We start from the raw sequence: 11,713 nt of genomic DNA, 5'->3' as shown, positions 1-11,713 counted from the left end.
GCGCCCGACATTTCGGGCAAAACGCCAGCCTCGGGCGCTGCTCGCGCGCGGGTCTGAGAGCAGCGAACGTGCCGCCGCTGAAGGACGTCACGGCGGGGAGCCCACTAACCGGGCCCGCAGGCGGCGCAGCATGCGCGCGTCCTCGAACCCGGCGGCATGGGCGGCGGCCTCAACCGTCGCGCCCTGCCCGATGAGGTGCTCGGCCCGCTCCACCCGCAGCAGCTGCTGGTACCGCAGCGGGGTCAGCCCGGTAGCCTCGCCGAACGCGCGGGTCAGCGTCCGCTCGCTCACCCCAGCGGCCACGGCCAGGGCGCGCAGCGGCAGCCGCTCGGTGAAGTGGCCGTCGATGACGTCCTGGACGCGGTGCACGACGTCGGACACGTGGTCGCGATGGCGGAGCATGACGCTGTGCTGCGGCGCGTCGCCGTTGCGCCGGGCGTAGACGACCATCTCGCGGGCCACCTGGGCCGCCACCGACGGGCCGTGCCGGGTCGCCACCAGGTGCAGCGCCAGGTCGATGCCGCTGGCGATGCCGGCCGAGGTGACGACCCGGTCGTCGACGACGTAGAGCACGTCGCGGACCACCCTCGCCGCCGGGTACCGCTCGGCCAGGTGGTCCTGCAGGTCGTGGTGCGTGGTGCAGCGGCGCCCGTCGAGCAGCCCGGCCTGGCCCAGCGCGTCGGCGCCGGCGCACACGCTGGCCACCGTCCCGCCGCGGCGGTGGTGCTCGGCGAGCCGGGCGCGGGTCGATCCGGTCAGCAGCCCGTGGGTGCCGAACCGGTGCCCGCGCCAGCCCGGGACGAGGACCAGGTCGTCGACGCCCAAGGGCGGCCAGTTCGCGCTCGCCCGCAGCGGGATGCCCTGGGCGGTCGGGACGTCCTCCCGCTCGGCCACGTAGTGCAGCTCGTAGCCCAGGCCCAGGTCCCGCACGGTGGAGAACACCTGTGCGGGGCCGGCCAGGTCGAGCAGGTGCACCTGCGGCACGAGCAGGAAGACGACCCTCATCGGGCGAGGGCCTCCTTGACGGTGGCCACGGTCGCGAACCGGCCGTTCAGCGCGTACTCCGTCCGGGCGACCACCTCGGCGGCCGGCAGCGTGCGCGGGCTGGCGAGGATCTCCTCGTACGGCAGGTCGCGCTCATCCGCGTGCGGGATCGGGAACGTGGCCGTGGCCTCGGTGACGAACGTGACGTCGTACCCGAGGTCGCACGCGACCCGGGTGGTCGTCTCGCAGCACCATTCGGTCTGGATGCCGGTCACGATGACGTGCCGGATGCCCTCGGTGGTGAGCAGCTGCTGCAGGCCGGTGGTGGTGAACGAGTTGGCCGACGTCTTGACCAGCTGCGGCTCGCCGGCGAGGGGCTCGAGGCCGTCGAGGTAGCGGACGTGGCCGTTGATGGGGTCGAACGGGTTCCCGGTGCCGGGCTCGGCGTGCAGGACCCAGACCACCAGGTCGCCGCGCTCGCGGGCGTCGTCGATGAGCGGCTGCACGGTCGCCGCGATGCCGGGGTTGGTCACGGCCGCCCAGCTCGGCCGCCGCCGGAACGACTCCTGGATGTCGATGATGAGCAGTGCGCTTCGCATGCCTCTGATCCTGCGGTTCGGCGGGCCTTCGCCACCAGGCTAGGACCGGCCGTCGGGCGGACGGATCCGGTCAACCGCGCGTCTCAATATACGGGAGAGTGTTTCCGGAGTATGAGACGTGGATACTACCGTTCGGGACATGCCGAGCAACGTCTACACCCACGGACACCACGAATCGGTACTGCGCTCACACCGCTGGCGCACCGCCGAGAACTCCGCTGCCTACCTGCTGCCGGTGCTCATCGAGAAGATGAAGGTGCTGGACGTCGGGGCCGGGCCGGCCACGATCACCCGCGACCTGGCGGCCCGCGTCGCCCACGTGACCGCCCTGGAGGTCACCGAGGAGGCCGTCGCCGTCGCCCGCGAGGGCCTCGCCGGGGTGGCCAACGCCGAGGTGGTGCGCGGCGACGTGCACGCCCTGCCGTTCCCCGACGGCACGTTCTGCGTGGTCCACGCCCACCAGGTGCTGCAGCACGTCGCCGACCCCGTCCTGGCCCTGCGCGAGATGCGGCGGGTGTGCAAGCCCGGCGGCTACATCGCCGCGCGCGACAGCGACTACGCCGGCTTCGTGTGGTACCCGGCGCTGCCCGAGCTGGACGACTGGATGGCCCTCTACCAGCGCATGGCCCGGGCCAACGGCGGCGAGCCCGACGCCGGCCGGCGGCTGCTGGCCTGGGCCCGCGAGGCCGGCCTGACCGACGTCACCGCCACCTCGAGCACCTGGTGCTTCGCCGACGACGAGGACCGCGCCTGGTGGGGCGGCATGTGGGCCGACCGGGTGCGCTCGTCGGCGATGGCCCGCCAGGCCCTGGCCGCCGGCGTGCCCGAGGAGGAGCTGGCCCGGCTGTCCGAGGGCTGGCGCCGCTGGGCCGCCGACCCCGACAGCTGGCTGTCCATCCTGCACGGCGAGATCCTCGCCCGGGTCGTGTGACACCATCCTTGCCGTGACCGGAGATCAACTCCCCGCGGACCTGCACACGCACACCCAGTTCTCGTGGGACACCACGGCCGGCGACATGGACGGCTCCTGCGCCCGGGCGGTCGAGCTCGGCCTGCCCGCGATCGCGTTCACCGAGCACACGGACTTCATCACCTGGACCGTCGCGCCCGGCTCGCTGGAGCCGCGCATGGCGCGCCACCTGGTGGACCCCGAGTCGCTCGCGCCGCCGCCGCTGGACGTGGCCGGGTACCTGGAGTCGGTCGACCGGTGCCGTTCGCGGTACCCCTCCCTGAAGATCATCACCGGCGTCGAGCTCGGCGAGCCGCACTGGTTCGCCGGCCCGACCGCCGCGCTGCTCGCCGCCGCCCCCTTCGAGCGGGTCATCGGCTCCCTGCACTCGCTGCGCGTGCGCGGCGTCTTCCGCCTGGTGGAAGACGAGTACGTGGTGCGCGACGTCCCGTCGGTGCTGCGCGACTACTTCGCCGAGGCGATCCGCATGATCGAGGCGTGCGGCGACTTCTCGACGCTGACCCACCTCGACTACCCCGTGCGCTACCTCCCGGCGGGCCACGAGTTCCGCCTCGCCGATTTCGAGGATGAGGTACGAGCGGTGCTGCGCTCCCTCGCCGGCACCGGCCGCGCGCTGGAGGTCAACACCCGCCGCACCCTGGAGCCGCTGCTGCTGCGGTGGTGGCGCGAGGCCGGCGGCGAGGCGGTGAGCTTCGGCAGCGACGCCCACCGCCCCGACCTGGTGGCCACGAACTTCCGGGCCGCCGCCGAGCTGGCCACGGCCGCGGGCTTCCGGCCCGGCCGCCACCCCTATGACCACTGGCTGCGTTGATCGGCGGCGAGGTGACCACCGCGACGCCAGTGGGTGACGGTGAGGACGTCAGCGGGTGACGGCGAGGGTGAATGCCCGTATCGTGAGAGCGGCTCGGATCGTAGAAGGTGAGCCGCTGATGAGTCCCGCCGATCGCTTCGCCGTGTTCCCCGAACTCCACATCACCGTCGACCCCCTCCCCGGCCAGGCCCTGCGGATCCGCGTCGCGGGGGAGGTGACCCTGGAAAACGTCGCCGAACTGCGCAACGTGCTGTTCCGGGCGATCGACGACGTGCGGGCCAGGGCCGTCGAGGTCGACCTGGCCCTGGTGACCTTCATCGACTCGACCGGCATCGGCAAGCTCGTCGCGGCCCGCGCCCACGCCGTCAGCAGCAACAGCGACCTGTGGATCGTCAACCCGAGCCCCGGAGTGCGCCGCGTGCTGAGCCTGCTGGGCCTGCTCGACATCCTCTCCACCCCGACCGGCACGAGCGGCTGGGCCCCTCCGAAGAGCGCATAGCAACCCCGCGAACTCGACGCCGGGCGGCAGGCAGCCGCACCGGCGGCCCAGGCATGCCGGGAACCGGCCGAGCCGGGGGCTACAGGCGCAGCTGGCTCACGAAGGCGGCGGCGGCCTCCCGGTCCGGGGGCAGGGCCGGGGCGAACGCGGAGATGAAGGCGTGCTGGAAGCAGGCGCCCAGCAGCAGGCCGGCCAGGGCCTCGGGGTCGGCGTCCGGGGACAGGCGGCCCAGCGACCGCTCGGCCCGCAGGTAGGCGGCCAGGCCGTCGTTGGCGCGGTGGGGCCCCAGGTTGGCGGCCCGCATGCGGTCGCGCTGGGCGGCCAGGATGGCCGGGTCGGAGAACATCGAGGCGAACATCGGGAAGCTGTCGCGGTAGAACGTGATGCACACCGTGGCCAGCTCGGTCAGCGTCTCGCGGACGGAGCCCTCGCCGGCCCGCTCCGGCAGGGTCTGCAGCATCGGGATGAACTGCGGGCCCCGTTCGTGCAGGACCACGACCATCAGGTCCAGCTTGTCCCGGAAATGCTTGTACAGCGTCGCCTCCGAGAAGCCGGCCTCGCGGGCGATCTCCTTGGTCGTGGCGTTGGCCAGGCCCCGCTCGCGCAGGACCCGGGCGGCCGCGTCCACGATCACGTCACGAGTCGCCACGGTGGGCCTTCCGCTTTCTCGGCATGCGTGCCATTGTAGGGGTTAGTGAGCACTCACTAACCACGGAGGCGCGGGATGAAACTCACGGTGTTCGGGGCGACCGGAGGCATTGGGACGCAGCTCATCCGGCAGGGAATGGCGCGCGGGCACGAGATGACGGCGGTCAGCCGGCGGCCCGTCGAGCTCGGCTGTGACGTGGTGGTGGCCGGGCTCGACGATGCGGCGGCCCTCGCCGGGGCCGTGGCCGGGCGCGACGCGGTGCTGTCCGCGCTGGGGCTGCGGGTGCCGGAGATGAGGGCCCGGCGGCGGCAGGACCCGGCGGCGCGCAGCACCGTGCAGGCCGACGGCGCGCGGGCGCAGGTGGCGGCCATGCGGGCGACCGGCGTGCGGCGGATCGTCTCCGTCGACGCCGCCGGGCGGGTCGCCGACGAGGGCGACGGGGCGCTGACCCGGGTCGTCGTCAAGCCGCTGCTGCAGCGGCTGCTGCGGGAGGGGTTCGAAGACCTGGCCGAGGCCGAGCGGGTCCTGCGGGAGGGCGGGGTCGACTGGACGCTCGTCGCGCCGCCGAGGCTCACCGACGGCGATCACCGTCCATATCGGACGGTCCTCGACGTCAACGTGCGCGCGGGGCGGACCCTCTCGCGCGCCGACGTCGCGGACGCGATGTTCCGCGCGCTGGAGGAGCCGTCCTGGGTCGGCCGGCGCGTCTCGGTCGCGTACTGACACCGCGCCGGGCATCGAGGGCGCGAAGCCTTGGCCCGCGTCGGACATCGAGGGCGCGAAGTCTGAGCCGCGCCGGGCATCGAGGGCGCGAAGCCTTGGCCCGCGTCGGACATCGAGGGCCCGAAGTCTGAGCCGCGCCGGACATCGTGGGCGCGAAGGCGGCCCGGGTCCGTCGGGCCACGGACCCGGGCCGGACGCTACCGGCCGTCCCAAGGAGGAAGAACGGCCGGTCGCGTCACCGCCGTGCCCGGGAAGTCCCTCGTCGACCCGGGCACTCCACGGTCAGCTCATGACACCCAGGCTGCCGAAGTCCAGCATCCCGTAGTACTGCGTGACGAAGCAGTTGGTGAGCCGCGGGTTGCGGTAGTTCAGCGCCTTGTCGTACGTGAACGGCATGTACGCCGCCGTGTCCGACACGAGCTTGTTGATCTGACGCCAGATCTCGGCGTTCTTGGTCGGGTCGGGCTCGTCCTTGGCCTGGTCGATCAGCTTGTTGATCGCGGGGTCGTCGATCTCGGCGTAGTTGTTGTTGCCCGACGCCGAGATGGCCCGGCCGTCCACGAGCACCTGCAGGAAGCCGGCCGCCGTCGGGTAGTCGGCGCCCCAGCCGGCCATCATCAGGCCGTAGCCCTTGCTGTGCACGTTGGTCGGCGTGCCGATGATCGAGCGGAAGTACTGCGACGGGTCCTGCGGGTCGAGCCGGGCGTTGATGCCGACCGCGGCCATCGACTGCTGCAGCGCCTCGGCCGTCTTGTACTCCTTGCCGTTGTTGCGCGTGGCGATCACGATGTCGAAGCCGCCGGGCTTGCCGCACGCGGCGAGCTCCTCCTTGGCCTTGTCGATCTGCGGCTTGCCCGACTTGGTGTTGAACACGTCGTCGGCGTCGTCGTGCCCGGCGATCGTCGGCGGCAGCATGTTGGTGGCGATGGCGCCGCCGGCGTCGGGGCCGCCGCGGGCGGTCTGCATGGCGACCTTGTCCAGCGCGTACTGCACGGCCTTGCGGCAGTGGATGTTGTCCAGCGGCGGGACCTTGGTGCTGATGGCGACGTACCGGATGAAGCCTGTCAGCACCGAGTCCGTGTTCTTCTTCTTGTCCGGCTGGGTCAGGATCTTCGGCTGCGTGCCGGGCTGCACGCCGGTCTGCGCGATGTCGAGGTCGACCTCGCCGGACAGCAGCTCGTTGTCGATCTCCTCGACCGCGGTGCCGAAGGTGACCTCGACGCGGTCCGGCAGGGCCAGGCGCACGGTGTCGCTCTTCGGGTCCCAGTTCTCGTTGCGGACCAGGGTCAGCTTCTTGCCCTCGTCGAAGGTCTCGAACTTGTACGGCCCGGACGAGATCGGGTGCTGCGCGTACTTCTCCCCGGTGTCCTTGGCCTGCGGGATCGGGCCCGCCGCGGGCATCGAGAGCAGGTACATGAAGTCGCTGTTCGGCTCCTTGAGCGTGAACACGATCGTGGAGTCGTCCGGCGTCTGGACCGACTTGAGGCCCATCTTGTTCGGGTCGGTGTCCTTGTACACGCCCGGGTACTTCTGCCCCTGGTCGAGCACGTCCACCAGGTACTTCGGCCCGGCGTTGACGACCTCGGAGGAGAAGATGCGCTCGACGGCGTACTTGAAGTCCTTCGAGGTGATCGGCGAGCCGTCCTCGTACTTCAGGCCCGGCTTGAGCTTGAAGGTGTACTTCTTGGCGCCGTCCTCGATCGTGGGCATGTCGGCGGCCAGGTCAGGCACCAGCTTCAGGCCGTCCGGGCCGGGCTTGGCCTGGTTGGTCAGCAGCGCGCGGACGTAGAACCCCTTCATGAAGTTCCAGGCGTTCGCGTAGTACGCGATCTGGGGGTCGGTCGAGTCGAAGCCGGAGTTCTGGGTCAGCTTGAGCGTGCCGCCCTTCTTGTCGGACGGGTTCACGATGCCCTGCAGGGCGGCGTTGTACCCGCTGGGGCCTTTGGCGCCGCCGTTGTTACTGGTATTGTCGCTGCTGGTGCCGCCTCCGCAGGCGGACAGCAGGAGGCTTGCGGTGACCGCAGCGGTCACCAGCGCACCCGGTCGCTTATTCACGTGTCGGACCTTTCCAGGCGCCGCGGTTGAGGTTGCCGCGGATCGGGTCTCACGCACGCGGGCAGCACGGATCAGCCGGCGTCCACTGAGGACCCTCCACTGTGTACAGGGCGTAGGCATGCACCACGCCCACCGGGTGGGTCGTCGAAAACGTCGGTAGAGCCTGAACTTTTTGGTTGCTACGTCGCGTGGCCGGCGATGTGCGTCGCCGTTCTGTGAGCAATGACCTCGGGCGCGGCGGGCCGGTTGCACTCCGGATTGCTTTGTCGCATAACGGAATGGTCACCGTGCCGTTGAGCAGCGGTTCGGCCGCCGGAACCGAAGTGCCCCCGGCCGGTCAGGTTCCGGGCAGCTCTCGCAGCCGGGCGATGTTGCCGGCCTCGTCCGGATCCGGCGCCGGTACCTCCAGGAACGCCCGCAGCACCTCGACGGCGACGTCCGGCGCCAGCCGCTTGAGGCTCATCGCGAGGACGTTCGCGTCGTTCCACAGCCGCGCGCCCCGGGCCACCCACGGGTCCCAGGCGACGGCGGCGAGCACCCCGGGCACCTTGTTCGCGGCGATCGCGGTGCCCGTGCCGGTCCAGCACATGACGACGCCGAGGTCGGCCCGCCCCTCGGCGACGGCCCGCCCGACTCCGGCGCCGAGGTCCGGCCACGGTACGCCGGACGCGCCGCCGCCGACCCGCAGCACCTCGTGGCCGGCGTCGGCGAGCTCGGCCAGGACGGCGTCGGTCGTCGCGTTGTGGTCGTCGGCGGCGAAGGCGATGCGCACCATCCCATTGTGCCGCGGGCACCCCCGCCGCCCACATGACCGGGCGGCGAACCATGTGACATGGACGGGTGGCTATGCCTGTGGCGCCCGGCTAGCGTCGCCGCACGCCGGCGATTCCGCCGGCGGCCATCATGAACATGGTTCGCCGGCTCTGGGGGTGACCACCTCGAGCCGGGGCGGGGCCGGGGGCGCGGCGCGCAGGCGCTGGGTCAGGGTCACGCAGGCGAGGACGGCGACGGCGGCGGCGATCGCGACCGCGGGCACGTGCTCGCCCAGCAGCAGGGCGGACCAGGCCAAGGTCAGCACCGGCTGGACGAGCTGGATCTGCCCGACGCGGGCGACGCCGCCGCGGGCCAGCCCGCCGTACCAGGCGAAGAAGCCCAGGAACATGGAGACCACGGTGAGGTAGCCGAGCCCGGCCCAGCCCGCGGCGGGGGCGTGCGGGGGATGGTGCAGCGCGGACCACGCCGTGACCGCGACCGTGGCCGGGAGGCTCAGCACGAGCGCCCAGCAGATGGTGCGGGCGCCGCCGAGCTCCCGGGCCAGGGCGCCGCCCTCGGCGTAGCCCAGGCCGCACAGGGCGACCGCGGCGAGCAGGAACAGGTCGGCCGGGCCGAGCGAGCCGGAGACGGCGCCGCCGAGGATGAGGAAGGCCAGCACGGCGGCCAGGCCGGCGCCGCCGGCGAGCCAGAACGCGGGTGCCGGGCGCTCGTGGGCCCGCAGCACCGCGAAGCCGGCCGTGACCGCCGGCAGCAGGGCGATGACCACGGCGCCGTGGGCGGCCGTGCTCACCTGTAAGGCGAGCGAGGTGAACATCGGGAAGCCGGCCACGACGCCGGCGGCGACCACGGCCAGGCGCCGCCACTGGGCCCCCGTCGGGCGCGGGGCGCGGACGATCGTGAGATAGGCCAACGCCAGCAGGCCGGCGCCGACGGCCCGGCCGAACGCGACGAACCAGGGGTCGAGATGCTCCACCGCCAGGCGGGTGGCCGGCAGCGACATGCTGAACCCGAGAACCCCGAGGGCGCCGAGTGCGGCCCCCGTTATCGCGTCCCGGCGGGTAACGTTATCCTTCGCTCTCATGAATGACGATAACGCAGCCGCCCGCGTTATCCAAGATCTGCGGGCGCTGGTCGCCGCGGCCGGCCCGGGGGCGCGGCTGCCGGCCGTGCGCGAGCTGACCGCGCGGCACCGGGCGTCGGCGATCACGGTGTCGCGGGCGATCCGGGCCCTGGCCGCCGAGGGCCTGCTCGACTCGCAGCCCGGGCGGGGGACCTACGTGGCCGCGCCGCCCGCCGCCGCGGCCCGGCCGGACCTGTCCTGGCAGTCGATCGCGCTCGGGCCCCGGCCGGCCGGCGAGGACGCGATGCAGGCGCTGCTGGCCGTGCCGAGACCCGGGGCGATCCCGCTGTCCAGCGGGTACCTCGACCCGGACCTCCAGCCGGCCGCCGCCCTCGGGGCCGCGCTCGGCCGGGCCGCCCGGCACCCGGCGACCTGGCAGCGCGGGCCGGTGGAGGGGCGGGAGGACCTGCGGGCCTGGTTCGCCCGCACGGCCGGCGGGCTGGTGCGGCCGGAGGACGTGGTGATCTGCGCCGGCGGGCAGGCGGCGCTGTCCACGGCGTTCCGCGCGCTGGCCGCGCCCGGGGACGCGGTGCTGGTGGAGTCGCCGACGTACCTCGGGGCGCTCGCGGCGGCCCGGGCGGCCGGCCTGCGGGTGGTGCCGGTGCCCGCCGACGCCGACGGGGTGCGGCCCGACCTGCTGGCGGCCGCGCTGCGGCGCACCGGGGCGCGACTGTTCTACTGCCAGCCGCTGTTCGCCAACCCGCACGGCGGCGTGCTGGCCCCGGCCCGGCGGGCCGCGGTGCTGGCCGAGGTCCGGGCCGCCGGGGCGTTCCTGCTCGAGGACGACTACGCCCGGGATCTGGCCATCGACCTCGACCCGCCGGCCCCGCTGGTCGCGGAGGACCCGGACGGGCACGTGATCTACCTGCGCTCGCTGACCAAGTCGGCCGCGCCCGGGCTGCGGGTCGCCGCCATCGCCGCCCGCGGGCCGGCGGGGGCCCGGCTGCGCGCCGCCCGGGTGCTGGACGACTTCTTCGTGACCGGGCCGCTGCAGCAGGCCGCCCTGGACTTCGTCACCTCGCCGGCCTGGCCCCGCCACCTGCGGGCCCTGCGGGCCGAGCTGCGGCTGCGCCGGGACGCGCTGCTCGACGCGATCCGCCGGCGCCTGCCGGAGCTGGAGGCCCCGGCGGTGCCGCGCGGCGGGCTGCACGCCTGGCTGCGGCTGCCCGACGGCGCCGACGACGCGGCCGTGACGGCGGCGGCCGCGGCGCGCCAGGTCGTGGTGTTCCCGGGCCGTCCCTGGTACGCCGCCGAGCCCGACGCCCCGCACCTGCGCCTGACCTTCGCGGCCGCGCCACCGGACCAGCTCGACGAGGGCATCCGGCGGCTGGCCGAGGCCCTGCGCGAGTAGGGCGGCCGTGAGCAGGAGTGTGCGGGTGGGGGCGTTGGCGTGGCGCGGCTCGCCACCGTGCGGCTGTTACGGTGCTGTCCGACGACGGCGCCGTCCGATCCACCCACCGCGGAGGGCGCGTCTGACGGGAGCGACGGTCTGTACTGACGCGGACCTGAGCCATAAAGGTTTGAAGGGGTTTGGGTTTTGAACTTCGCGCTCCCTCCGAGCGAGCCCGGTGGACCGGACGCCGATGCGATCGCCGCGTCCATCGGGGAGTGGGTGAGGTCGCCGGCCCTGGCGGAGCTCGCCGGGTACTTCGGCGGGACGGTGCCGGGCGGGACGGTCGCCGCCGTGCTCGACCACGTCGCCGAGTTCTCCGCGGCCTGGGACTTCCGGGCCGGCGTGCGGGAGCGGTTCGACACCGAGCGCGTCCACTACGCGCCCGCCCTCGACGCCCGGCTGCGCGAGCTGATCCACGACCTCGGCATCGACGGCAGCGCGGTGCCGTCGCTGGCCGCGTACGACCACGTGCTCGTCCTCGGCGGCGGGATCAGGGTCGCGCTCGGCCGCAGCGACTACACGGCCCGGCTGCTCGACCGGGGCGTCGCCGCGCGGACCGTGACCGGCCTGGGCAGCCTGCGCTGGCGCGACGACCGGGAGCACCGCGAGGCGCTGCGGCTCGGCCTCGACCCGGTCGAGACCGAGGCCGACATGATGCTCGCCGGGCTGCGCCGGTTCCTGGACCTGCCGGCCGAGCCGACCGAGGTGCGGGCCGGCGAGGACTGGTGGCAGCGTACGTGGGCGGCGCCGCGGCCCGGGCTCGAGGCCGTGCACGTCCTCGCCGCCGCGTCGAGCCGGCCGGGGCGGCGGGCCAACACCGCGGACACGCTGACCGGGTGGGCGCAGGTCGTGCAGGCGCCGGCCCCCACCGACCGGGTGCTGCTGGTGACCAACGCGCCGTACGTGCTGCACCAGCACTGCGACGCGATCCGGCTGCTGGGCCACCGGTACGGCTGCGGGATCGAGACCGTCAGCATGGACGAGGCGTCGCTGCTGGAGTGGGGGCGTCCGCTGTCCACGACCGAACTGCTGCAGGAGGTGCGCTCGTCGCTGCTGGCGATGCGCAACCTGTACCTGTCGCTGCCGGCGGCCGCGCCACCGCGGTGACGCGGCGCGAGTCATCCTTGCCGGGCGGC

General features: G+C 73.5%; 12 protein-coding genes. 6 read left to right on the top strand and 6 right to left on the bottom strand.

The window, feature by feature from the left end; translation table 11 throughout:
- Nucleotides 1-87: 87 nt before the first annotated feature.
- The gene (locus ABD352_RS43195) at nt 88-1,005 is read right to left on the bottom strand and encodes a GlxA family transcriptional regulator (RefSeq protein ID WP_344618397.1); all 918 of its coding nucleotides are present in this window, start codon (nt 1,003-1,005) and stop codon (nt 88-90) included.
- Nucleotides 1,002-1,583 carry an isochorismatase family protein gene (locus ABD352_RS43190; RefSeq protein ID WP_344618396.1) on the bottom strand — a complete coding sequence of 194 codons (582 nt, stop codon included), beginning with the start codon at nt 1,581-1,583 and terminating at the stop codon, nt 1,002-1,004. The genes ABD352_RS43195 and ABD352_RS43190 overlap by 4 nt, the downstream gene beginning before the upstream one ends.
- A gap of 139 nt (nt 1,584-1,722) precedes the next feature.
- Here ABD352_RS43190 and ABD352_RS43185 point away from each other — a divergent pair, with 139 nt between their 5' ends.
- From ABD352_RS43185 to ABD352_RS43175, 3 genes are all read left to right on the top strand, one after another.
- Nucleotides 1,723-2,514 (top strand): methyltransferase domain-containing protein, encoded by a 792-nt coding sequence (locus ABD352_RS43185; protein ID WP_344618395.1) that lies wholly within the window; start codon nt 1,723-1,725, stop codon nt 2,512-2,514.
- Between the two features lie 13 nt (nt 2,515-2,527).
- Nucleotides 2,528-3,364: a PHP domain-containing protein gene (locus tag ABD352_RS43180; protein WP_344618394.1), complete on the top strand. Its 837-nt coding sequence runs from the start codon at nt 2,528-2,530 to the stop codon at nt 3,362-3,364.
- Between the two features lie 118 nt (nt 3,365-3,482).
- Nucleotides 3,483-3,863, top strand: coding sequence for an STAS domain-containing protein (locus ABD352_RS43175; protein WP_344618393.1), 381 nt, complete (start codon nt 3,483-3,485; stop codon nt 3,861-3,863).
- Nucleotides 3,864-3,942: 79 nt separating this feature from the next.
- Here ABD352_RS43175 and ABD352_RS43170 read toward each other — a convergent pair whose 3' ends face one another.
- Nucleotides 3,943-4,512: a TetR/AcrR family transcriptional regulator gene (locus tag ABD352_RS43170; RefSeq protein ID WP_344618392.1), complete on the bottom strand. Its 570-nt coding sequence runs from the start codon at nt 4,510-4,512 to the stop codon at nt 3,943-3,945.
- A 75-nt stretch (nt 4,513-4,587) separates the two neighbouring features.
- Between ABD352_RS43170 and ABD352_RS43165 the strand changes: the two genes are divergently transcribed.
- Nucleotides 4,588-5,235 carry an NAD(P)-dependent oxidoreductase gene (locus ABD352_RS43165; RefSeq protein ID WP_344618391.1) on the top strand — a complete coding sequence of 216 codons (648 nt, stop codon included), beginning with the start codon at nt 4,588-4,590 and terminating at the stop codon, nt 5,233-5,235.
- A 282-nt stretch (nt 5,236-5,517) separates the two neighbouring features.
- Here the strand turns inward: ABD352_RS43165 and ABD352_RS43160 are convergent, their stop codons facing one another.
- From ABD352_RS43160 to ABD352_RS43150, 3 genes are all read right to left on the bottom strand, one after another.
- The gene (locus tag ABD352_RS43160) at nt 5,518-7,290 is read right to left on the bottom strand and encodes an ABC transporter substrate-binding protein (RefSeq protein WP_344618390.1); all 1,773 of its coding nucleotides are present in this window, start codon (nt 7,288-7,290) and stop codon (nt 5,518-5,520) included.
- A gap of 337 nt (nt 7,291-7,627) precedes the next feature.
- On the bottom strand, nt 7,628-8,062 hold the full coding sequence (locus tag ABD352_RS43155; RefSeq protein ID WP_344618389.1) for an RpiB/LacA/LacB family sugar-phosphate isomerase: 435 nt from the start codon (nt 8,060-8,062) through the stop codon (nt 7,628-7,630).
- A 129-nt stretch (nt 8,063-8,191) separates the two neighbouring features.
- Nucleotides 8,192-9,145, bottom strand: coding sequence for a DMT family transporter (locus ABD352_RS43150; RefSeq protein WP_344618388.1), 954 nt, complete (start codon nt 9,143-9,145; stop codon nt 8,192-8,194).
- On the opposite strand from ABD352_RS43150, the gene ABD352_RS43145 reads away from it, so the two are divergent.
- On the top strand, nt 9,144-10,535 hold the full coding sequence (locus tag ABD352_RS43145) for an aminotransferase-like domain-containing protein (RefSeq protein ID WP_344618387.1): 1,392 nt from the start codon (nt 9,144-9,146) through the stop codon (nt 10,533-10,535). The genes ABD352_RS43150 and ABD352_RS43145 overlap by 2 nt on opposite strands.
- Nucleotides 10,536-10,721: 186 nt before the next feature.
- Complete coding sequence (locus tag ABD352_RS43140; protein WP_344618386.1) at nt 10,722-11,684, top strand: hypothetical protein; 963 nt, start codon at nt 10,722-10,724, stop codon at nt 11,682-11,684.
- Nucleotides 11,685-11,713 lie beyond the last annotated feature (29 nt).

Source organism: Dactylosporangium salmoneum, from assembly GCF_039532525.1.
GTDB classification, from domain to species: Bacteria; Actinomycetota; Actinomycetes; order Mycobacteriales; family Micromonosporaceae; genus Dactylosporangium; species Dactylosporangium salmoneum.
The sequence above is the reverse complement of the archived record's forward strand: the minus strand, read 5'-3'. Positions and strand labels throughout refer to the sequence as shown.

Coding starts and splice junctions, on each gene's coding strand:
- ABD352_RS43145 (WP_344618387.1), top strand. CDS start 9,144: ATGAATGACGATAACGCAGCCGCCCGCGTTATCCAAGATCTGCGGGCG.
- ABD352_RS43165 (WP_344618391.1), top strand. CDS start 4,588: ATGAAACTCACGGTGTTCGGGGCGACCGGAGGCATTGGGACGCAGCTC.
- ABD352_RS43185 (WP_344618395.1), top strand. CDS start 1,723: ATGCCGAGCAACGTCTACACCCACGGACACCACGAATCGGTACTGCGC.
- ABD352_RS43195 (WP_344618397.1), bottom strand. CDS start 1,005: ATGAGGGTCGTCTTCCTGCTCGTGCCGCAGGTGCACCTGCTCGACCTG.
- ABD352_RS43175 (WP_344618393.1), top strand. CDS start 3,483: ATGAGTCCCGCCGATCGCTTCGCCGTGTTCCCCGAACTCCACATCACC.
- ABD352_RS43150 (WP_344618388.1), bottom strand. CDS start 9,145: ATGAGAGCGAAGGATAACGTTACCCGCCGGGACGCGATAACGGGGGCC.
- ABD352_RS43190 (WP_344618396.1), bottom strand. CDS start 1,583: ATGCGAAGCGCACTGCTCATCATCGACATCCAGGAGTCGTTCCGGCGG.